Below are 23,726 nucleotides of genomic sequence, written 5' to 3'. Positions count from 1 at the left end.
CAGTAACTAAATAACTATGTACATTAAGTATATAAAATCTATCCGATAAAAATTTAGGTTATATCACTTCAAGCTCTATTTACTGAAGTACATGAATACCATATACTATCTAGTACCCATATATACATTCTAATGTAGTACATCCTCTAGAACAAGTAGAGATATTTAGTAGAATTCTCTATATGTTTTTCAATATAAAATAAATTTGATTGATTATTGATATAGAATTGTTGTAGAGCTTACCACTCTAACTCTATAGCTAGTTTCTTATTTACGTAGAATGGCTCAATACGTATACTATCGATTGATGCTCTACTGCTTGTTACATGTACTGCTAAAGCTATAGTATTCAATCCGTTTTTAAGTAGGGGTTCAGGTATGTAGAATTCTCTCTGTGGACCTTCATCAACATATCTACCAATAATCTGTCCATTGAAGAATACCAAGATCTTGACATTACTAGCTTTAATGATGAGCTTTAGTGGAGCTACAGTATCTATTGGATAATCTATATGTATCTTGTTTCTGATCCATAGAACTCTACCTTCGGTATCCTTAAAGATCTTGGGGATCTCTATACAGCTCCACGAGCTATCATCTAGATCCTCTGTATACCACTTCTCCTCTAGTCCTTTGGTATATGGTTTAACTTTCCATAAACCATTGACCTTATACTGATATATCTTTAGGATTGGGTGTAGAGCTATACGAGACCAATCTATATATACAGCAATTTCGTTAATACCTTCAGTAAGATACTCTGTTATATCTATAGGTCCTGTATATATCGAGACATATCTCTTGTTCACAAATATTAGGGCTCTTGGATAGTAGAAGTAGTTACTATAGTATGTAGCTTTACCTAGATCTAGAATATATCTACCTCTCTTTTTATCTATATCTAGATACTTTATATAGAGACCTTGTTTCTCAAGAGAATTAGCTGTATCACTAGAACTCTCTGCATCTATATTATTCAGTATCTTTACCACTTCCTCAGGATTGTTAATGAATCTAGCCATACTGAAGTCTCTACCATATCTAGTCTGTATCTTTATGTATCTCCAGTCGTTTAGCTGAATCTCTTCAAGTTTACCTAGGTATATGCCTCCAACAATACCATTGGGGATATAGACAAGACCATCATTTGGATGACCAGTAGCTTCTAGAAGTATAGTTAATCTATTTGCACCTTCTTTCAGTATATTTGATGCATCTATTTCTAGAGTATGGTATCTTGATCCAAGTGTTTTTCCATTAAGTATAGCTGTAGCATAATCGTTAAAGTAGCTTATATAGATATAAGAATTCTTGAGGTACTTAAAAACATCTCTATCTATATTGAAGTCTATTGTATATATGTAGTAGCCATTAGATGTATATCCAACAATCTCTAGAGGCTTCATTGCCTCTATCTCTCTCCCATCGACATCTATGATATCCTCTCTATATCTCCACATATGTCCATACATAATTTTGTGTTGATCTATATCTCTACAGAAATCTTGACTAAGACTAGATCTATAGAGAACTCCATGCATATTCTCAAACTCTATAGATCTACCGTTCACGTATATAGATGAGAGAGGTCTAGAAGATACAAGTAGTATAGATCCACAGCTCTCTTCATCAACTTCTGCTTCTAGAACCAAGCCATCTTCTCTAGATGTTGTTCGCCCAATGAAGTATATATTCGATACCACAATAATTGGAGGATCTACATCATCTATATACCATGTTCTACTAGCTCTATCTCTAGATAGAGCCACAATATATAACCTCCTACCTTCTGATTCTAGAATAGCTATAGAGTCTATGTAGCTATGCACATAACTTAATATAACTAATCTATCGTTCCTCTTATCCACATCCATACCTTCTGTATACACAATAGATATAGGTTTACTAGACTCTATACCTATTTCTCCAACTTCAGATACATCACCATAAACCATGATGAGAGTATCTACATCGAATCTCTCTATGAGTAGCGGTTCTGATAATGTATAAAGAATCCTGAATGGAGTATCCTCTATCTCAGTATCTAGGAGAACTATTTTAGCATTTCTATGAGGAACCATAACAATGTTTCTGTATGGATATACATGACCTCTGTAGATAATCTTCGTGAGTTTAGGGTATATATCTAGATTCCTTAAGATAGCTATAGCTCCACTATCACTAACTCTAGCAAATACCTCAACATCTTTATTGCTCACCTCTACAGCACCATCAACAGGGACTGTTTTTGTTAAAAGTTTGCTGAATGACTTGATGAACATAGCTATCCTCTTCAAGACATAGTATCTCTGCGATAGCTCTCCCCACTCTCTTATTGGTGCTTCATAGTCATACGAAGACGTTATATATTTACCTGTATAGTACCCTGGATTTGTTCCTCCATGAAACATGTATATATTTACTGAATTGATTCCTAATCCTATTGCTGTCTTCAATAGAGTTTCACTCCATTCAGCAGGAATAGATCCTCTACTAGTGGGATAGAGTGAGCCAAAGTATGTAAACCATCCACCCTCTAGCTCCATAAACATCTTCAAGAAACCTTTCCGCATCTTCATATAGCTCTTGATCTTATTGTCGAATTCCTCTATATCCCATGGTACTGGATAATCATCTATAGTGTTTGCAATAGGTGTATCCTCTAGAAACCAATCCTCATTTGTAACTATAGGTATATCCTCTACATATTTTCTAGCTATCTCGTAGAGCTTCAATATGTATGGAGCATCACCCCAGAAATACTCGTTCTCGATTTGGAGAAGAATCGTAGGACCATTACGTGGAACTGTGTATCGAGCTATTATCGGTAGCACAACTCTATACCATTTCTCAACAGCTTCGATATAGTCTTTATCAATAGATCTAAGCACCTTTGTTTTTCTATAAAGCCAGTTAGGATGTCCACCACTATCCCATTCAGAACATATGTATGGCCCTGGTCTAGCTACAAAAAACATACCCAAACTCTTGATCATCTGGATATAGCTCTCTAAATCTCTACTAAACAAATTTGATTCATAAGGTGAATCAAAAACCCTATTGCTAAATATTGCACTATCTTCTTCAGGTTCATGCCAATTCCATGGAATATAGCTAGCAGCGCAATTAAAACCAGCTCTCCTAACCTTCAGCAAACGATCATACCACAGAGCTCTAGGCACTCTAAAATAATGAACTTCACCACACATCAAAAAGACTCTAGAGCCATCAATAGATAGAAAATCATTATCGTACGAAATCTGTATAAACCATCACCTACGATCTCCATTATCCACTAGATCGATACTCTGTATCGAACTCAAATACACATATAAATATAATTTAATTAATAGATAAACAATACAAAAAATATTGCATCTGGATATATCTAGTTTCTATATCTTCTCTATACCTATAGCTTTAGCTAGCTCATATATTATTTGTGGCTTCCACCACTCAATATTCAACGCTTTGATTATACCTATAATCCATATCACCAAGAGACCTAACGATATAAGCACCTGTAGGATCCAGCCCAAAATCGGTACAAGACCTACTATACCACCAATGATAGAAGCAATAATAGCTATTATGAAGAAGGATATCGATAGATATGACCAGTATTTAGCGTATCTATAGTTAGGTTTGAGTGCTAGCGCTAGTATAGCTCCAACAATAGATAACAACCATGCTAACAATCCCCACAACTTCTCGTCATCACTAACACTATAGCTACTTTCTTGAGACATGAGATTCACCACTACTGCTTCTAACCCTCCAACCACTGAATTTAAAATCTTTTATTAAGTCATCAAAGATTATCTAATGTAGATACGAGTTTAAGGTCTTATACATAGAGGTTAATTTAGGGAATAACTTATCGGTAAGTCTCTTCTTAATATAATAACCTTTATGATAACACACTCTACTTGGTTCTGATGATCTCCAGTAATAGTCATCCTCTTTAATTTCTCTGAACGGATACAGCATCTCTAGTAATGCTTATTGATTTATATTAATTTGATACACTTTAGATTATTAATTGAATAGAGTTTGCTCTATATTAAACTCTTGTTGTTTATTGATGATTTTATTTGGTATAACAATTGGTTTTAACTTGATTCAGTAGATACTACTAAACTTATTAATTAGAGTAGCCAGAGTATTCTGTGGTGGAATTATGGAGGTTATTGTTAGGATAGATGCTAAAGGCTGTATTATGATACCTAGCGATATTAGGAAAAAGCTAGGTATTGATAATATTGTTCGTCTTCGTGTTGAAGAAGATAAGATTATTGTTGAGCGTATTAAAGATCCTATAGAGTTTCTAGAGCTATCGGTTGTTAGCGGTACGAATGATGTAGAGATGGAGATCGGTATGCTTAGAAAGGCTATCGATGAAGAGATAGAGGGAGGTATATAGAGGTATGGTGGTTATAGAAACAGATCTCGTACTAGCTTTAGCGTCTAAGACAGATAAACGCCATCTAGAAGCAATGAACATCGTCAGAAATGTGAAGCATCTGATGTTATCTCCCTACACATTAGTTGAGTTAGAGATACTGATAAAGTCTAACAAGATAAAGGTTATTCTACCAGATTTTTATAAAGCTCTAGACCAAGTCATACAGTTCTATAGCATAGGGATCATCCAGGTGAAACCTATCCACATGGTTATAGCTCAGAAACTTAGAGAAACATATGGTCTCACCCATTTCGATAGCCTCCATGCATCAGTAGCTATAGCTGAAAACGATGTTCTATTGAGCTACAATAATGTGTATAGCAAGATAGTAGAGCTAAAATATCTTCATCCAACCAAATTATTGAAATCCAATAGCTATCACTAAGCATTTTTCATAAACTACAGATAGCTAGGAGCTATCTGTATTAAGCATTAAGTTGATGTTATATGCTTATATCTGTGCTCTACTTCTTCTACTTGTTGTCTATTTTCTAACTAGAGAAGTATAGAATTACTAGACAGATTTCTGAACCGAATCCATATAATTCAATTCATTTATTCTTCATAAACTATGTAGCACCACAAACTTCACTTCTACTGATTATGAAGATATAGCACCAATACTTGAAACATATATTAAACAACATTATCTGTTCATCTTTCATAAACAATCTCTACATAAAGATCACACTTTATATCTCTAGATCTCTTAATGATACATGAACCTTTAGTAACACAAATACCTGCAATTATGAATATGATGTAATTCAAACCTATAGACATAGAATACTTACTTCAATTGTATCTTATCTTAACTACAGAATTACTAAACCTTATACAGAGTTCTTGTTTCTGAGCTAAGTTCTTTGAGAGATTTCTTTCCTTAACAAATATATTGCTAGAGAATAACTCAGACATTTAGAGAGTATAGTGAAGTGTTTCCTGTATATAGTGGCCATGTATGTAACATTAGTTAGTAGATCTATTGAAACTTTATTTTAATTCAGATCTTATTGCTATATTTTGTAGAGGGGTATTAGTAAATGGTTCAACTTGTTGAAGAGAGGACTCTATGTAGAGGTAAACGTGTCGAGCTTATCCAGAGAGTATACATGTATAGTACTGAGGTTTTTGTTAAAGACGTTGTTAGATTTGGTCAGAGTGTGGCTATTGTACCGTTTAAAGATATGAGAAAAATTGTTATGGTTAAGCAGTTCCGAGCTCCTATCAATAAATGGATCCTAGAGATTCCTGCAGGTAGGATAGAGTTTGGTGAATCACCTGAAGAAGCTGTTGTAAGAGAGCTTAGAGAAGAGGTTGGCTATGTACCTAAATATGTTCAGAAGCTTGTCTCGGTATATATGTCACCTGGATATAGTGATGAAGTTATACATATATATGTAGCTAAAAATCTTGAGTATGTAGGTGCATCTCCTGAAAAAGGAGAGCTTATAGAGATTGTTGAAGTTGATATTGATAAAGCTCTCGAAATGATTCTAGCAGATGATGCTGCTGATGCTAAAACACTTATAGCACTTCTATCTGTTAAACAACTTAGCTAAAATGAGGATACAGAAAATTAGTTATTGTATAATAAATAGAGATGATAGATAGAATAAAACTCTGGATAGCTTTGTGAAGTACTGAATGAAAGCCCTAGACCTGGTATAGAGATGAGCTAGAGATTGTGAAGATTTTGGAGAGACTAATGCCATAGATTTCGTCAGAATATAATGAAATATTTCTGAGATTAGTAAGCCATGGACTCATTAACAAGTTTTAGATCACTAGAATTCTTTAAGATATTTTTACTCTCATTAATTAGCTATTCGAGGTGATAGCTTGTTAATAGGGATATACGGGTTTGGATCTATAGGAAGACTGGTGGCTAGAGAAGCTATTGAGCGTGGTTATGAGATTGCAGGAGTTATTGATGTAGATAGAGCTCTGATAGGTAGAGATATTGGAGAGATACTGGGAATAGGGTCCATAGGGCTAGAGGTTTCTGATGATGTGAGTGTTCTTGGTGATGCAGATGTTGCAGTACATGCAACAGGATCTTATTTAGACAAGGTCTATAACCAAATAGTCTCTGTACTGGATATGGGGATAGACGTTGTATCTACATGTGAAACTCTTGCATATCCTTACTATAGGTATCCTGTCTTAGCTGTTAAGCTCAACGAAATCGCTTTAGATCAAGGTGTATCAGTTTTAGGCACAGGTATTAATCCAGGGTTCCTCTTAGATACTCTTACAGCATCTTTAGCTTCATCAGTAACACAGGTAAAGTCTATAAGAGCTGTTAGAAGTGTTGATGCTTCTAAGAGGAGAGAATCGTTTAGGAAGAAGATTGGGATAGGGATGGACTTTAGGGTTGTTGAAGATATGATGAAACGAGGAGAGTTATCGGGACATGTTGGTTATGCAGAATCTGTCTACCTTATAGCTCATGCAGGTGATCTTCAGCTAACAAAAGTTCTAGAAGAACAAAAACCATTGGTAGCTGAGGAAACAATAGAGTGGATGGACTTAAGAATAGAGAAAGGCTTCTGTAGAGGAGTCAAGGGTACCGGTATAGGTTATGTATATGATAAAGAGATTATAAGGATAGAGTTCTACGCTTATGTAGGAGCCCCAGAATATGAAGAGATAACTATCGTGGGGAAGAACTATTCTGTAACATGGAAAAGTAGTGGAACACCAGGTGACCAAGGTACTGTTGCAGTTGTTCTAAACATAGCTGAAAAGATAAAGAGGCTACCACCAGGCCTCCATTTAATGACAGACCACATACCATTTAAAATAAGGTTTCTACAGTAAATACATTAGATTTACTCTCTATACCATAACTTTTTCTGCAACAAAAATTCTATGGAATAGTATAGATAGTCTCGTTCTAGTGATCTCTTAAGCTATTAGCCTACATCATATAGAGAGCGATTTACTGAATGATATCTAAATTCATGAACAATTTTGAAGTGATGTTGTGATATCAAGCTAGAAATGTTAGAGTAATAGAGGCGAGATCTAGTGTTTGTTATTACTATCACATTACATAATGATTTAATACATCTATAGGTATAACAAATCTTATATTGAACTATAAAAGATATGAGCTATAGAAACTATCTCAATACCATCATGATGAACAATACACTAAACTTGTTTGATGATACATATGTAGCTGATCTCGATTGACTTAACAATTTTGTTTAGGAAATAATGCAAAGTTGTTTAAATCTTGATGCGTTTTGAGCCATATAGATATTGTTGAACATTATGTAAATCTCTTCTAAATTTCTAGAGCTAAGATCTTTGACAATTATACATAATCTCTCTAGATCTTCATCTGTGTAATTGTATCTATAGTTTACATCGTGTTCACCTAGACCATGAAGCCTGAAGTAAGCTACAGACTTTACTACAGTTGGAAACCTTTTGAGAGGATCTACAATCTCTACCACATTCCTGAACCTAGATACAATATCGGCTACTTTATCCAGGTTCTGTAGCCATGAACCTCTAGGCTCCCAACCAATAACGAATCTATCTGTATCAACTGTAGAAAAGAACTCTAGAGCATTTCTATAGTTTTCTTCGCTATAACCAAAGCTTGGAGGTGTTTGAATAACCACAACTTTTGCATTTAGAATCTCTACAGCTTCAACAACTTTCTCCCATGCCTCGAAAACCTCTTTTGTTGGTCTTAGAAAACCGTATCTATTGCTAAGAGATTTATCTGGAACATGTTTCGCTTTTCTCCATGTTGGTGAATCTAGTGGATGGGTTATTGCTTGCCAAGCTTTTAGAGAAAATACAAATGATTCAGGAGCTTCATCTCTATATCTCTTAAGTTTATCTGTACCAGGTATATTGTAGAACGTCTCCTGTAGTTCAACAGCATTGAATACCGTGTAGTACTTTGATCTAGCTAAGCAGTATCCACAACAACCCACATATGTCTTCATAGAGCTCACTAGATAGAACTCATACTGAATCGCTATTAAATGTAGAGCTTTATTATGCTTTCTGTCAAATAGTGGTAATACCTAATTAACTGGATTGTATCTAGCCATAAATCCATATGAGGTTTAAAACTTATATAGTGGTATATGCTAGCCTCTCTGGGTCTAAGGTGAACAGAAAAAAGATATATGCATCAATAGCTGTAGTAATTGTAGCCACAATCACTATTGTTATTCTATATAGCTACTTCTCCCAATCAAGTAGATCGACATACCCAGATCATGAAGTTCCCAGCCCACTAGAGAAGAACATTATCTACGCTTATAGAGATGCTATAACAGGCATAGATCCAAGTATAGAGGATGACACAGGTATAATAGTGCTTCACCTAGTATATGAAACTCTCCTGAGATATGATCCTATTAGAAATGAGTATCAGTATGTATTAGCTAGAGAAATCGATAGAGTTGATGAAAACACCTGGAGAATTGTTTTAAGAGATGCACAGTTTCATGATGGATCACCTGTTACAGCATACGATGTCAATTTCAGTATATGGAGATCAAAGCTTATGTATGAAGAAAAAGGTCTAGGACTTGGCTATATATGGGATTGTTTAGATGAGATAGATGTGGTAGACAACAAAACTCTCTATATAACTACACTATACTCATGTGATATAAGGGTATCTCTTGCAGCTGCTTATTCAGCATTTATATACAGTAGAAGGATTCTAGAGCTCAGTAAAGCAGACGATATGTTATCTGAAAAACTTACCGAATGGTTTAATTCTGGAAACTCCCTTGGTTCAGGACCATACAGACTCGAGAGATACGAGCCAGAGAATATAGTGGTTCTACGTAAGTTTGAGAATTGGTGGGGATGGAGAGAGATAAACAATCCAGATGCACCCGATATCGTCATAATAAAGATTGTTGAAGATCCGGGAAGCCAAGAAAGAATGCTTAGAACAGGACACATAGATATTGCTTCATCCGTACCTAGAGGATCGCTAAACAGTTTAGAGAAAGATGGCTACAAAATCCATGTTGTTGATACTTTCCATAACTTCATAATGATGTTTAACACAAAGAGATGGCCAACAAATATAACTGAGTTCAGGAAAGCTATAGTCTATGCTATACCATGGAATAGAATTGTGGAGCAAGCACTCATGGGCTACGGTAGAAAGGGAAGTGGATTAATACCATATGGTTTTCCAGGATATAGCAAGAAATGGGAGTTGAATCAAGATCTAGAGAAAGCTAGAGAACTTCTCGAAAGAGTAAGGCTTCTAGATAAAAAGATAGATTTAGAGATCGTCATAACGCAAGGATATGAAGAAGAAGAAGTTTTCGCCAAAATGCTTAAGGAAGCTCTATCAACATTAGGCATAAACCTCCTTATAAAGCCTCTACCTTGGCAACAAGTCAAACAGCAGGGAGAAGCTGTCTGGAGTGATCCTGAATCAGCACCACACATAATTATAAATGACTGGTGGCCAACATATATGGTGCCTTATGATTACTTCAGTCTTCTTGAGTGTCTTGAGCCTGAAGAAGGTGTGTATAATTACTGGAATTGGGCTGGATACTGCAATAAAGAATTCGATGAACTGCTTTACGAAGCTTACTATACCTCGCTCCAAGATATAGATAAATCGTTATCTCTCTATGAAAAAGTTCTAGAAATTGTTTTCGAAGATACGCCTGCTGTTAATCTTTGGGATATGCAACACATATATGTATACGATCCTAGACACGTGGTGATAAGATATGAAGCAATAAACCCGCTATACACATACACTATATTCTTCCAGTATGTTGAGGTGAAGCTATAGCAAAATGTTGTCACTAAACTATCTTCTGAAAAGATTTTTTGCATCATTATTCCTAATACTTGGCACCATAGTTATAACGTTTCTCCTCATCAATTTTGCTCCAGGTGATCCTGCTCTTGTATGGGCTGGAAAACCTCGTGGACCTCAGGCATCTATAGCTATTGAGAAAGCAAGAGAGTATCTAGGTCTTGATCTACCTCTCTATACCCGTATAGCTATACATGTATATAGATTCTTTACAGGAGATTGGGGAACATCTGTTCAATTCAAGCTACCTGTACTCAATCTTGTTGCTAGAAGTTTTATGGCTTCTCTAGAACTTGTGGTATATTCCTTTATTATAGCTATACCGATAGCACTATGGCTAGGGACTACTGTAGCTCTTCGTAGAGGAAGTTATATCGATAGATTGGTATACTATATATCTGTTGTTTTTGCTGGTAGCCCAAGATTTATGGTGGCGGGAATTCTCTATCTCATTCTATATCTATCTGGATACAGCTTCTTAGGTCTAAGAACTTCACCAAGTTATGCAACATTTAGAGGATTAACAGGATTCATAACAATAGATTCTATCATTAGTGGAAGAATAGATGTATTTGTGGATAGCTTATTGAGGCTTTTACCACCAGCTTTAGCACTATCTACATACCCTATAGGTGTTCTTACTAGAGTAATCAGGGTATCTCTATCTGAAACATTTGAAGAAGAATATGTTAGACAGGCCATATCTCTAGGAATAGACAGAAAAAGTATTGTAAGAAGATACGCATACCCAAACATCATCTCTGTTGTAGCTCAACTAATTGGACTTATGTTTTCTTACTTACTTCTTGAGGCAATGGTTGTTGAAAATGTCTTCGTTAGAGAAGGTTTAGGAAACTTAGTCTCGAGAGCTATTGTTGCTTCAGATTTTCCACTACTTATAGGAGCTACAGTATTTACAGCCATAGTGCTCATAATCACGAACACGTTAGCTGATGTTATTCAAGCTATTACGAATCCTAGGGTGCAGATATGATTAGAAGCATTTACGTGGTTGTACATGATATTCTATCAATATTGAGTAGAACTTGGAGAAAGAGATACTCCTTCAGGATAGCCTCAGTAGCCATGACATTTGTATTCTTACTAGCTATCCTAGGTCCACATATAGCTCCCTATCCTAGGCAAGGTCTCGGTCTAGATGTAGATAGATCTAGAGCACTTCTACCTCCTTCTCCAGAACACCTACTGGGTACCGATAGCTTTGGAAGAGATTTATTAAGCAGAATACTTTTCGCATTAAGTAGAGCTCTATATCCAAGCATTGTTGTGGCTTTCGTGAGTCTTCTACTAGGTATAGCTATAGGGTCTACAGCCACGCTTTTGCCTAAACCTATAGAGATATCTCTATCATACCTCATAGAGCTTCTATTAGCTCTACCATCAGTTCTTTTAGCAGCTCTACTAGCGATACTCATGGGGGGTACCCTAACCAGTATAGTTGTAGCACTAATCGTTACTTGGTTCCCATGGTATGCAAGAATAGCATACATACAGGCACGAAATCTCAAAGAACTAGACTTCGTCAAGTTACCTCTATACTACGGTCTATCAAAAGGATATGTTATAATAAAGCATATAGCTCCTAACATACTTGCACCAATGCTTATAGAAGCTTTAAGCGACATGGGTAGCGTAGTTTTAGAAATCTCTACAATAACATTCCTATTCGGGATAGGTATAACCTCTATAGAGGAGCCAGATCTAGGTATGATGATAGCATATAGTTTAAGGGATCTAGCTAGAGCGCCATGGACATTCTTAGCACCTTCTATAGTTCTTGCCACTATAGCTATAGTGTTTACAGTATTTGGTGAAGCGATCTACGAGGAACACCATCCAGTATTGAAGAAGAGGTGGTGGCTATGGTTCTAGCCGTAAAGAGCTCGAAGCTCTATATAGGCTATGAATTAGACGAAGGTATAGCATGGGTTGTAGAAGACCTCAACATGAGTATAGAGAGTAATATAACGTACTGCCTCATAGGTGAATCTGGTTGTGGTAAATCAACTATAGGGAACGCTATAGCAGGACTATTACCACCTTATGCATATACACATGGTAAGCTCATAGTTATGGATAAAAACGTCATAGATGAAGGTGTTAGAAGATTCAATGGAATTAGAGGAAAGATTGTTGTAAAGATACCCCAGGATCCAGCTTCAGCTCTAAATCCATACATGACTATAGGTGATCAGCTAGATATAGCTGTGAAAAACTATTTTCGGAATCTATCAGATAGAGAAGTTAAAGCAAAGACTCTAGAGCTTCTATCTGAGGTTATGTTAGATAGAGAAGTATATGATATGTATCCCCATCAACTTAGTGGAGGAATGAAACAAAGAGCCGCTATAGCTTTAGCACTTGCACCAGAACCTAAGATAATTGTTGCAGATGAACCCACATCATCACTTGATGCATATCTAAAACATGCAATAGCTTCTCTCCTGAAGAAGCTCCAAAGAGAATGGGAACTAACAATGATCTTTATAACACATGAAATCCCTATAGCACAATATGTATGCAATAGAGTAGCTGTTATCTATGCTGGAAGAATTGTTGAAGAAGGATCTGCTTCTGATGTTCTTCAGAATCCTAGACATCCTTATGTAGAGCTTCTGCTTAAAGCTTATCCAAAGAGGTTAGCTAGAGAAAGATTAACAGATATCCCCGGCATGCCACCTCCACCAGGAAGATATCCCCAGGGCTGTAAGTTTGTCCCTAGATGTCCTTATGTCTTCAATAGATGTAGAATTGAAGAACCTCCACTAATAGCTTTAGGAAACCGTTTGATTAGGTGTTGGAGATATTATGAATGATCCATTGCTTAAAATAGAAGATCTACATATATACTATGTGGTTCCTATCGGGAACCTCAAGTTTGGTTATAGAAAGGTATGGGTTTTAAAAGGTATAGATCTAGAAGTATCCTCTAGAACTGTTCTTGGAATTGTTGGAGGTAGTGGTAGCGGTAAATCAACTATATTGAGAGCTATACTAGGATTTGTTAAACCTGCTAGAGGTAGAATTCTGTACCAAGGTATAAATCTACTCAAGCTCAAGCCTAGAGATAGGAAAAAGATAGCAAAAGAGATAAGCTATGTACCTCAAGAACCGAGTCAATCCATAAATCCGAAGATGAGTATAGAAGATGTTTTAACAGAACCACTAAAATCTCTAGGCATAGCCAAAAGCGATATAGATAGAAGAATAGACCTAGTTCTCGAAATGCTCGATCTAGATCGATCAATAAGGAAGATGTATGCCAAAGAACTTAGTGGAGGAATGCTACAGAGAATAGCTATAGCCAGAGCCATTATCTCAAAACCCAGGCTGGTTCTACTAGATGAACCAACAAGTAATCTAGACATCTCTATACAGGCACAGATACTGAACATGTTGAAAGATCTTAAAGAAGAACTCGGACTAACCTATGCATTCGTTTCACATGATATAGATGTTGTGGGCTACATAGCGGATAGAATAGCTGTAATAGCTTCAGGAAAAATAGTTGAAGAAGGACCAACAGAAGAAATACTGAAAGAATCACTACATCCCTATACCCAACTACTCCTAAACCCAGAGAAAACAATAAACAAAACAACAATAAACAACAATCTATGCCCAATAACTGGCTGGTGTCCATGGAAAACAAATAAATGTGAAACCACATCACCGCCAAAAACCAGAATAAACAATAGATACATATACTGTTGGAGATATACAGATCTTAAGTAATAACTATCAACATAGGTTAATAAGCAAATACTCTAAACACCCCATATACAACACTAGAAAAAAGCACCAAAATCTGTTTATGAATGTTAGAGTACCAGTAAAAATAGTTAAATTACTTATACACTCCCACTCTCTAACTTCTCTATCGCCGATCCAAGACCTACAAACATTAATATCCATGCCACAAACTGCAATATACCCACAAATATACCTATTACGAATAGTATGCCTGCCACCATTAATGAAGTAACTTTAAATATATCGTTGAGTTTAAATGATAGAATTATCAAACCTATGTAACCAATAAAGAGCACTATACCCCCTATAACTGCTAATGCTAAACCCCCCAAAATGATTCCAGGGTTTAACGCAAATGCACCAGCAAGAATGATTATTATGGCTATTAACAGTAGTACTATTCCTCCACCATACCCTATCTTTAGGAGTTTTGAAGATGTAGAGAACTTCTCATTCCATTTCACTAATTTTGATACACCTGGAATCATAAATCCGAATAGACCAACCAAATTCAGTATGAAACCAACTATAGCTAATCCTAGCACCGTAGTTAAACCCATGAGCACCCCCGTCTCGCCTTCAGCAAAGGCTGTTGCCAGTATTGCAGATATTGCCACTATAAGTGTGGCACCTACCAGTAGTGTTGCTACTATGAATATTATGGCTCCTGTCCTGAGTTTCCTGAGCCCCTCTATAGCTATGGACTTACTTTCTGTACTTACAGAAGATTGTGATGATTCCATTTTTCTGTACCTCACTCTCTATCTAGCTATGGTTTCTCTTATATAAACTTTACTTTCTATAGACTGGTTAAGTATTATAGATAGATATATAGATAGATATTGTGATATAGAGCTTTGTATCAATGTGGAAACTTATACTTGACAGAATTGCATAAGTGTGTGACACATAGGTATTGTGTATGTGGGGGTGTGCGACCCCGTCGGCTTCTCTCTTCATTCTCTCCGTATCTACGGAGCGTCTGAGAGCCTTCCCACTTTATCTTTTAAGGTTTGATGTTTAAAAATATTTTCTTTTTACCGGTTCATGCATATTTATTAGCTCTAGATTCATCTATCTTTCAATGGGATCTATTGTTGTTGTTTATGTCTTCAGGTAAGCTTGTTAAGAACTATACAGTATTGGAGAAGTATTTTGATTTGTTAGAGAAGATGGGGGTAGATAAATCTCTGTATTTACCGAGTTCAAGTGATATGGATTTTGTTGTGAGGCTTGTATCCTCTGGTAGAAAAAAGTTTTTAGATGTTTTAGAAGAGCTTATTGCTAGAATTGTGGCTAGAGTGCATAGAGAAGCTGCTAAAGAGGCTGTTAGAGAGGCTTTAGGTAGCGATATTGATGAAGAGATTGCTGTAGATATTGTGGCTAGAGATATTGCTGGATGGATTCTAGAAATAGCTGAGAACATGGGTCTAATAAAGATAGATAGTAGCATGATACGCTAAAACTCGTCAAAAGAGTAGTGAGATTGTGTGAGTTAAATTTTTGTAGATCTTTGGCTATAGACTTTTTCTCAAATTATTCTTCGTTTCTGATTACTTCTGATAATCTCTCTATCCCTATTCTTATCTGTTCAACTGTTGGGTATGTGAAGTTGAGTCTCATTGTATCGTGACCATTTTCGTTGTGGTAGAACCCTTTTCCAGGTACATAGAGAACGCCTCTACTGAATGCCTTAGGTAGAAGTTTCTCTGTATCTATATCTCTATTGAGTTTAACCCATACAAACATACCTCCTATAGGTTTTGTCCACCAAGCTTCTTTTGGAAAGTACTCCTCTATGGATTCTATCATTGTGTTTCTCTTTAATCTATAGATAGACTTTATCTTCTCTATATTCTTCTCTATGATTCTTTCCCTCAACGCAAAAGCAGCTATGTATTGATTGAATGAAGGTGTATGTAGATCTGCTATCTGTTTAAACGTCTCGAGACTATCTATAACTTCTTTAGCTGCTATGATATGACCTAGTCTAAGACCTGGTGTCAGTACCTTACTTAATGAACCTATGTAGATAACTCTTCCAGATCTATCTAGTGTGTAGAGTGGGGGGACTGAGGTACCTTCATCAAATATCACTAAACCATATGCATCATCTTCGATTATCAGGAAATCAAATTCTTCAGCAAGCTCAATTAGATGCTTTCTTCTCTCAATAGATAGTGTTACACCCGATGGGTTTTGAGCTGTAGGAACTGTGTAGACGATCTTAACCTTATCTCCATCGGATCTAAGCCTCCTAAGTTTTTCTACAAGAATTTCTGTCTTCATACCTTCATCATCTATTGGAATACCAATGAACCTAGGTTTTCTAGCTCTAAATACATTAAGTGCAGCTATATAGGTAGGCTCCTCAACAACAACCACATCGTTTTCATCTAAATACATTCTAGCCACAATATCTATGGCTTGTTGAGAACCTGTTGTCACTAAAACATTCTCTAGCGATGCCTTTATTCCCCGCGTCCTATAGAGAAAGTCTACTAACTCATTCATGTATATCGATATACCTCTACTTGGCATATACTGAAGAGCATCAGCTCCATAACTCTCTAGAACCTCTATCACTATCCTCTTGAGCTCTACTATAGGAAATGTGGAGGGATCTGGTAACCCTCCAGCAAAACTTATTATCGATTTATCTTCTAGAAACTGAAGCGAGTATCTAGCTACTATTGAAGCTACATGTTCTCCATCTCTTGATCTATACTTTTTATAGTCTATCATAATTCTTCCGCAAATGTTGTAGAACTCCAGAATAAATCTGTTTATGAATATAAAAACATTTTAAAAACGTTAAATCTACGTAATCCACAAAACTTTAGATCGATATATAGATAGTGCAGGAGATGCTGTAGTACAGATGATGAGGTATGAGTATTATAACAATAGTTCCGAGAGATATCATTGCCCTTATTAAAGCTACTAGATATGGTGAAGAAGTAAAGCCTAGTCAACAAGCTAAAAGAAAGGTATTCGAGGAAGAAGGTATCGCTGGTACATATAAAGATAGAATCTTGACAGCTATATTCTACGATATATGGAGACGTATGGGTATAATAGATAGAATAGCTATAGAGTTTACCAATGTTAGTGATATAGCTGTACTAGATCCTTGGTTAAGAGCTGCTTTAAGAGTAGCTATAGAGCTACTCGTTTTCGAGAAATTCGTTAGAGATAGAGATAGAGATACTAGAAATCTGTTTATAAAGTATTTGAAGGGACCTGTAGCTAGTTTTCTATCCAATATTACACACCCTTATGTGGGTATGTACTTCTGGAAACTTGTTGACCGATTAGCTACCTATAGATATGAACCTAGAGATCTCTACCTTAAATGGGAATATAGATACCTAGTTTCTGAATTCATTATAAAGAAGCTTGTAGAGCTTATGGGCAGAGAAGAGACAAAGAAGTTTCTTCAAGCTGTAAACAGAGTTCCTCCGATAAGTGTTAGAGTCAATATACTCAAAGCATCGGTTGATGAAGTTGTTAAAACACTTAGAGAAGAAGGTTTAGAACCAGTAGTAGGTAGATATGTACCAACTGTAGTGAAGTTTAGAGGGCCTTATGATTTCAATAGATCTAGGCTATTCAATGAGGGTAAGATAGTTATTCAAGATGAGGCATCAGCTGTAGCCTCTATTGTACTTGATCCAAAACCAGGTGAAATAGTTGTAGATCTATGTGCTGCACCAGGAGGAAAGACTGAGTATATGGCTGAGCTTATGAATAATAATGGAACTATATATGCTTTCGATATAGATAAGAATAGGATAGCCAGGATGAAGAAGCTTCTGAATAAAACAGGAATAGATATTGTTAAGGTGTATGAAGAGGATGGAAGAAAAGCTTCAAAAATAATTGGTGAAGATGTGGCAGACAAAGTTCTTGTTGATCCTCCTTGCACATCTACAGGAACTATAGCGAAGAATCATGAAGTTAGGTGGAGAGTTGTCTATGAAAGAATAGATGATGTTCAGAGACTTCAGATAGAGCTTCTAGAGACAGCTATAAAGCTTGTGAAACCTGGTGGAAGAATACTGTATACTGTATGTTCTATATTTAGAGAAGAAGGTGAAGACGTTATTAGATACATTCTTGATAGATATAGCGATAAAGTGTTTCTTATACCATTAACTAGACCCTTCGATCCCGGCTTTCTCAAAGGCACAATGAGAGCGTGGCCTCATAGACATTCTGTCAACGGATTCTTTTACGCACTTCTAGAGAAAAAACAATGAGGATGATGCTAGCTGGATACCAGATACAATTAATATTTAACATGATTATGCATAGAGCGAAGATTATTAGTATACATATCACGATTTTGCCTATCCACTATATCTTGAATGCTTCTTAACCCATTATCTCTTCTATATCTTCTAGAGTATTGATACTTCTAAAGACCTCTCTATACTCGCTTAATTCTGTATCTATATGTATGAACTGTACATCTACTTTAAGTTTCCTTAACAGTCTCTGTATACTGTATTCAGTACTTGCTATACCGTATTCAATTATATTAGTTATCTTATTGGTGTATATTGCTGCAAGAGGCTCCATATATACTCCTCCCCAAGTTGGTATACATGCATAGGCATCTTTAACACATAATTCATCTATCTTCTCTATATAGCTACAGCTAATGTTAGGCATATCACCTCCTATAACAAGAACTCTATTAAACATCTTTGTGGCTATATATATACCTCCAATAGGTCCTATACACAGATTGTCTACAACTGTCTCTACACCTAGATCGACTAGATTATGTACATTATATGGGGAAGCTATGGCTATAACCTTCATAACGTTTCTACATAATCCAAGGCGCTCAATTATGTACATAATCAGAGGTCTACCTTTAAAAGGATAGAAGAGCTTATTCACAAAGAATCTAGTGGAGCTTCCTCCAGCTAAAACAGCTACAGATATCATTAAACCACTCTATGGGTTCATCAAACAAGTTTGGGGAAGTATCTATCTATTATAGCTCTATGATTCTCTCTCAATAGTTTCACAGCTCTAGGTAGATAGTTCATTATATCGTCTGGTGTTACACCATCTTCACCAATATCATCTGCTGCTAAATCACCTGCTAATCCATGTATAAGCACACCCATTCTTGTTGCCAATCCTATATCTCTATAACCTATACCATACATAGCCGCTATAGCTCCTGTTAAAACATCACCTGAACCAGCTTTAGCCATTCCGGGGTTTCCAGTCATATTTATATATACATAGCCATCTGGGTACCCTATAAGGCTATGAGCACCTTTAAGCACTATATATGCATTTAATTCTCTACATGATTTTCTAAGAATGCCTATAGGATTTTCTTGGATATTCTTGATTTCGAGACCTATCAAACGAGAGAATTCAGCTAGATGAGGCGTTATTACTGTTTGTGCTTTCCTCTTCCTAATGATTTCTATATCTCTTGCTACAGCTGTTATACCGTCACCATCAACTATAACAGGTCTATCTATATGTGTAATAAGTTCTCTGACAAGTTGTTGAGATTCTTGATTGAGAGATATACCAGGACCTACAGCAACTATATCTATACTGTATTCTTCTACAATATCCAGAATATGTTCGAGATTACTGAGAGCTATAGATCCTTCAGCTGTTTCTTCAAGAGGTATATAAACTACCTCACTACATCTAGCAGCAATATATGGTACAACTGATTTAGGTGTAGCTAATCTAGAGTAACCTCCACCTGCTTTAAGAAAAGAGTAAGATACATAGTATGGTGCACCATAGTAATATCTAGAACCAGCAACAGCTAGAAACTTCCCAAACACACCTTTATGTCCCCACTTAACTCTTTCTGGAGGTTGTATAGGTGTATTCAGTTCTGTCTTTATATCTTCTAGAAGGTTACGTGGATACGATAGAAAAGATACATACAGCTTACCACAGTAACTGTATCCAGGATACAGAATGTTTCCATACTTAGGTAGACCCAATGTAACAGTTAGCCAAGATTTAATAGCAACACCTCTAACAAGCCCGTTATTTCCATCGATACCAGAAGGAATATCGATACTTACGACAGGTTTGCCCCACCTATTTATCTCCTCTATAACCTCTCTATATAGACCCCTCACCTCTCCCCTCAAACCTATACCTATAAGACCTACAACCACATATTCACACCAATCAAGAAGTTTCCTCAATCTATCCAATTCTTCTGAAGTAGACACATTTACAACCTCTATACCCAAGGCCTTAACAAGCTCTAGATTCTTTCTACATAACTCAGTAGCTCTCGAAACATCACCAACAACAACCACCTTCACATCTCCTCCAGCTGAGTAGATCCTTCTACCAGCAACAAGAGCATCACCACCATTATTTCCTGTACCAGCTACAACAAGAAATCTCTTATAAAGAACATCACCAATTTCCTTAACTATAGCCGAGAAAACAGCTGAACCTGCATCCTCCATAAGCAGAAGATGATCTATACCACAAATTTTTGCAGTATCTTCATCAATTCTCTTCATCTCTTCAACACTACAGATCTTCAACACATATTTTGACAACATTCAATCACCGAGATATATCTAGTCTACATTAAAAATCTGCGTTCTTCTAAAATTGCTGTGGAACTAGAGTGTATCTACAAAAATATAACCTATATCGATAATCAATAGTAGTGCCATTATACTTGATGATCATCTTAATATACATTAGATGCTACACGAGAACTGTTTAGCTAAAACATAGAGAATGAACCTATAGAAACACGAAGTATCTAATAGAGCTAGAGTCTCTTCTAGCGCTTATCAAAATTCTAAAAGAAAGTTTAACACATCCAGTATCTTGGTTACACACTAGTTCTAGCAATATATTGGGATGCTATATAAACTGCAGTCTATATAGAGATCGTCCTTACGATACTTGTGGAACAGATTTTTATAACCACATTATTCCTAGATATCTATGTATCTGAATATTTAAAGATTTAATATAAGCCATAAAATGTTTTCACTATCTTCGAGATATACATTCTAATGAACCCCTATAACCAGTTCCCTATAATTTAGGGTGATATTGATAATCATATATAATTGTTATAGATCTATTTTCTTAAATATCTTGTAACCTATGATAAAGAGTACTGTAATCCATGCTATAGGTACAGCAATAGATATGTATGGATTAGCTACAGAGATTTCTTGAGTTAGATCGTATTTCAATTTTATGAAGTATTGGACCACATCTATATAGTTTATGGGATTGATGTGGTTAAGTCTGTGACTAAATTCTGTAAACTCTTTACCAATTAACGGTATATTTAGTGCTAAAGCAATTGCAAATTGTATAAAAGTCCAGAGAAATGCGAAAAGTATGTATAGAGCTAATGCTGTAGCTAAATAGGTTTTGCCACGTGTTACTGATGCTAATGTATAACATAATGTATAGAACATTATGAATGACGCTGATAAACCTAGTGCTAAGACTATGTAGCTAGTTATATCAAGAGTTATTCCAAAAATAATTGCAGAAGATACTGCTATAGAAACAACATATAGAGTTGCTGATGATAAAGCTGTTAGTACACCAGATAAATATCTTAGTAAGTATATATCGAATCTAGTTACAGGTCTAGCCAATATGAATTCTAGTGCACCACTTTCTTTAGGTTTAGCGAAAAGTGTATTGACTAGGTATATCATGACTATCGGGAAAAACGCTACGAGTATATTCATTCCTCCAGATCCTAAAGCCATCTCGATATACATTTGTTCAAAACTAATTCCACCATACGATATAGTGTTCATACCTATCGCACCTTCTTTCTCAAGACTTAGAATCATTGTATCGTTGTATGGATCTAGATCAATATGGTAGACCTCAACAATATTTTTGATCTCTAGAGTTCTATAACTCGTAGATAGATTCTTAAAACTATCTTCACTTGATAAGAAAGCTCTATATGTAGAGTAGTATAGTAGTAGATCTGGTTTAAGATCTATGGAAGAAATATTTGCGCTCAATACAATTAGAATTGAATGACCTGTTCTTCTGCTGATGGTAAATAATTTAAAGACAGCAATAGTATCATTGACAAAAATCCATGCATCTGGAGAACCATAAACAGTAAAGAATGTATCTTCAGGAAATTCAATTCCTTTCCATCTCTCCTCTATTCCTGACAAAGATATGTAGAGATGGTATATTCTTTCTCCTCGGTATCTCGTTATATTGAAATTCATTACATTAGTTCTAATCTCTATAGAATCAGGAGTTTCTCCACATAATTGAGAACCAGTAGCCATGTATACACCTTTTCTAGAACTCGTGCTATAGATAGTCATACCGTTTCTAATAATGTTTATTTCACCATCTATTAATGTTCCTTTTCTATCAAATATTGTTCCTATGATTGTGCATTCCCCGTCTTTCTCGATGTGCAGAGCTACACTATTGATTAATTGAGTCCGTAGAAGCATTATGTAGGTAAGATAAGATAGAGATATCCCTAGAGCTATGGCTACCACAAGGATAATTATTGTTGATATTCTTAGAAAAGATCTCTTAAAGTCATAGAGTATAGGTATCTTCATTTTGCTTCACCTATGATTTTGAAGAACACATCTTCAAGACTTGCTTCCTCTTTTTTGAATTCTTCAACTCTATAACCTTTCTTTACAAGATCTTCAACAATTTCTGAAATATCTCTAGAAATGTTCTCTATATGTATGGTATCTCTATCTATATTAATTATGTCTCCATATTTCTTGAGGATATCTATAGCTCTTTCATCAATACTCGGTATCTTGATAATGAATTTAGGTTTCGCCATACTCTTTATCTCGTCTATGGTCATTATCTTCACGATCCTACCTCTATGTATGAACACAACCTTATCCGCTATATCTTCAACTTCTTTAAGTATATGTGATGAGAATAGAACAGCTCTATTCTCTTTCTTGAATCTCTTAGTAAGCTCTCTGAAAAAAGCTATTCCCTGGGGATCTAGACCGTTAAGCACTTCATCAAATAGAAAGTTGCTTGGGTTATTGATCATCGATACAGCTAATGCGAATCTTTTCTTCATTCCTAGTGAAAAATTCTTTAACTTCATGTTTAATGCATTCCCTAGACCTACTTCTTCAAGAAGTTTCCTACCTAGGGATCTAGCTTCTGTATACGATATACCGTAGTAACCTGCTAGATACACAAAATAGTTGAGGGCTTTTTCATCTAGCTCAAATATAGGTAGCTCAGGAACCCATCCAATATATCTAGAAGCAATTCTCTTCTCATAGGTAATAGAATATCCATTTATCTTTACATCACCTGAGTCAGGATTAAGAACACCTATGCATATCCTTATGGTAGTTGTTTTTCCAGCACCATTGAGACCCACATATCCAACTATCTCTCCATTCTTAACAGAGAATGAGACTCTATCTAAGGCTTTTAAAGAACCAAATGACTTCGATATACCATCAATTTCTATCAAAAAGCACCACACTCCTATGCATAACGAATATACTGAGGTATAAAAACTAGACGATTATAGTGATAACACAGTTTGCTACCTATACCTTTTCAGCTGAGATACCCCTATTCCACTTCAGAAACTCCTCACTTCTGTAGAGTATT

The 23,726-nt window shown here is 35.9% G+C and carries 21 protein-coding genes; 11 read left to right on the top strand and 10 right to left on the bottom strand.

The genetic code is table 11. The features are described 5' to 3' along the window. Positions 1-239: 239 nt before the first annotated feature. Positions 240-3,233 carry a beta-galactosidase gene (locus QXK50_03000; protein MEM2008130.1) on the bottom strand — a complete coding sequence of 998 codons (2,994 nt, stop codon included), beginning with the start codon at positions 3,231-3,233 and terminating at the stop codon, positions 240-242. Positions 3,234-3,395: 162 nt separating this feature from the next. Further along, entirely contained in the window at positions 3,396-3,749 is a 354-nt protein-coding gene (locus QXK50_02995; protein ID MEM2008129.1) for a hypothetical protein, read from the bottom strand. 431 nt (positions 3,750-4,180) lie between these two features. Here QXK50_02995 and QXK50_02990 point away from each other — a divergent pair, with 431 nt between their 5' ends. Then, positions 4,181-4,423, top strand: coding sequence for an AbrB/MazE/SpoVT family DNA-binding domain-containing protein (locus QXK50_02990; protein MEM2008128.1), 243 nt, complete (start codon positions 4,181-4,183; stop codon positions 4,421-4,423). Positions 4,424-4,427: 4 nt separating this feature from the next. After that, complete coding sequence (locus QXK50_02985; GenBank protein ID MEM2008127.1) at positions 4,428-4,850, top strand: PIN domain-containing protein; 423 nt, start codon at positions 4,428-4,430, stop codon at positions 4,848-4,850. Positions 4,851-5,119: 269 nt separating this feature from the next. Here QXK50_02985 and QXK50_02980 read toward each other — a convergent pair whose 3' ends face one another. After that, positions 5,120-5,248 carry a hypothetical protein gene (locus QXK50_02980; GenBank protein MEM2008126.1) on the bottom strand — a complete coding sequence of 43 codons (129 nt, stop codon included), beginning with the start codon at positions 5,246-5,248 and terminating at the stop codon, positions 5,120-5,122. A 260-nt stretch (positions 5,249-5,508) separates the two neighbouring features. Between QXK50_02980 and QXK50_02975 the strand changes: the two genes are divergently transcribed. Both QXK50_02975 and QXK50_02970 read left to right on the top strand, forming a co-directional pair. Beyond that, positions 5,509-6,027, top strand: coding sequence for an NUDIX hydrolase (locus tag QXK50_02975; GenBank protein ID MEM2008125.1), 519 nt, complete (start codon positions 5,509-5,511; stop codon positions 6,025-6,027). A gap of 280 nt (positions 6,028-6,307) precedes the next feature. After that, a complete protein-coding gene (locus QXK50_02970; protein ID MEM2008124.1) occupies positions 6,308-7,288 on the top strand; it encodes a dihydrodipicolinate reductase in 981 nt (326 codons plus the stop codon). A gap of 392 nt (positions 7,289-7,680) precedes the next feature. On the opposite strand, the gene QXK50_02965 is transcribed toward QXK50_02970, so the two are convergent. Beyond that, entirely contained in the window at positions 7,681-8,436 is a 756-nt protein-coding gene (locus QXK50_02965) for a DUF72 domain-containing protein (protein MEM2008123.1), read from the bottom strand. A 167-nt stretch (positions 8,437-8,603) separates the two neighbouring features. Between QXK50_02965 and QXK50_02960 the strand changes: the two genes are divergently transcribed. Genes QXK50_02960 through QXK50_02940 form a run of 5 tightly spaced genes read left to right on the top strand, consistent with a single transcriptional unit; the run spans position 8,604 to position 14,057 of the window. Continuing rightward, complete coding sequence (locus tag QXK50_02960) at positions 8,604-10,274, top strand: ABC transporter substrate-binding protein (GenBank protein ID MEM2008122.1); 1,671 nt, start codon at positions 8,604-8,606, stop codon at positions 10,272-10,274. A gap of 4 nt (positions 10,275-10,278) precedes the next feature. Beyond that, the gene (locus QXK50_02955; protein MEM2008121.1) at positions 10,279-11,295 is read left to right on the top strand and encodes an ABC transporter permease; all 1,017 of its coding nucleotides are present in this window, start codon (positions 10,279-10,281) and stop codon (positions 11,293-11,295) included. After that, positions 11,292-12,194 carry an ABC transporter permease gene (locus tag QXK50_02950; protein MEM2008120.1) on the top strand — a complete coding sequence of 301 codons (903 nt, stop codon included), beginning with the start codon at positions 11,292-11,294 and terminating at the stop codon, positions 12,192-12,194. Before QXK50_02955 ends, QXK50_02950 begins: the two co-directional genes overlap by 4 nt. Continuing rightward, positions 12,185-13,138, top strand: a complete 954-nt coding sequence (locus QXK50_02945) for an ABC transporter ATP-binding protein (GenBank protein MEM2008119.1) — start codon at positions 12,185-12,187, stop codon at positions 13,136-13,138. Before QXK50_02950 ends, QXK50_02945 begins: the two co-directional genes overlap by 10 nt. Further along, entirely contained in the window at positions 13,131-14,057 is a 927-nt protein-coding gene (locus QXK50_02940; GenBank protein ID MEM2008118.1) for an ABC transporter ATP-binding protein, read from the top strand. Before QXK50_02945 ends, QXK50_02940 begins: the two co-directional genes overlap by 8 nt. Before the next feature lie 116 nt (positions 14,058-14,173). On the opposite strand, the gene QXK50_02935 is transcribed toward QXK50_02940, so the two are convergent. After that, a complete protein-coding gene (locus tag QXK50_02935) occupies positions 14,174-14,818 on the bottom strand; it encodes a DUF973 family protein (GenBank protein MEM2008117.1) in 645 nt (214 codons plus the stop codon). A gap of 363 nt (positions 14,819-15,181) precedes the next feature. Between QXK50_02935 and QXK50_02930 the strand changes: the two genes are divergently transcribed. Then, the gene (locus QXK50_02930; GenBank protein MEM2008116.1) at positions 15,182-15,538 is read left to right on the top strand and encodes a hypothetical protein; all 357 of its coding nucleotides are present in this window, start codon (positions 15,182-15,184) and stop codon (positions 15,536-15,538) included. A gap of 73 nt (positions 15,539-15,611) precedes the next feature. Here the strand turns inward: QXK50_02930 and QXK50_02925 are convergent, their stop codons facing one another. After that, positions 15,612-16,820: a PLP-dependent aminotransferase family protein gene (locus QXK50_02925; GenBank protein ID MEM2008115.1), complete on the bottom strand. Its 1,209-nt coding sequence runs from the start codon at positions 16,818-16,820 to the stop codon at positions 15,612-15,614. Between the two features lie 146 nt (positions 16,821-16,966). Here QXK50_02925 and QXK50_02920 point away from each other — a divergent pair, with 146 nt between their 5' ends. Continuing rightward, complete coding sequence (locus QXK50_02920) at positions 16,967-18,337, top strand: RsmB/NOP family class I SAM-dependent RNA methyltransferase (GenBank protein MEM2008114.1); 1,371 nt, start codon at positions 16,967-16,969, stop codon at positions 18,335-18,337. A gap of 115 nt (positions 18,338-18,452) precedes the next feature. On the opposite strand, the gene QXK50_02915 is transcribed toward QXK50_02920, so the two are convergent. The 4 genes from QXK50_02915 to QXK50_02900 all read right to left on the bottom strand — a co-directional run bounded on the left by QXK50_02915 (position 18,453) and on the right by QXK50_02900 (position 23,583). Beyond that, the gene (locus QXK50_02915; protein ID MEM2008113.1) at positions 18,453-19,034 is read right to left on the bottom strand and encodes a molybdenum cofactor guanylyltransferase; all 582 of its coding nucleotides are present in this window, start codon (positions 19,032-19,034) and stop codon (positions 18,453-18,455) included. A 20-nt stretch (positions 19,035-19,054) separates the two neighbouring features. Next, entirely contained in the window at positions 19,055-20,656 is a 1,602-nt protein-coding gene (locus tag QXK50_02910; GenBank protein ID MEM2008112.1) for an NAD(P)H-hydrate dehydratase, read from the bottom strand. Between the two features lie 528 nt (positions 20,657-21,184). After that, entirely contained in the window at positions 21,185-22,681 is a 1,497-nt protein-coding gene (locus tag QXK50_02905) for an ABC transporter permease subunit (protein ID MEM2008111.1), read from the bottom strand. Then, a complete protein-coding gene (locus tag QXK50_02900) occupies positions 22,678-23,583 on the bottom strand; it encodes an ABC transporter ATP-binding protein (protein MEM2008110.1) in 906 nt (301 codons plus the stop codon). The genes QXK50_02905 and QXK50_02900 overlap by 4 nt, the downstream gene beginning before the upstream one ends. Between the last annotated feature and the right edge of the window lie 143 nt (positions 23,584-23,726).

The sequence above is a fragment of the Ignisphaera sp. genome, assembly GCA_038831005.1.
Lineage (GTDB): Archaea > Thermoproteota > Thermoprotei_A > Sulfolobales > Ignisphaeraceae > Ignisphaera.
Note: the sequence above shows the minus strand (reverse complement) of the source record. Positions and strands in the feature narration are given on the sequence as shown.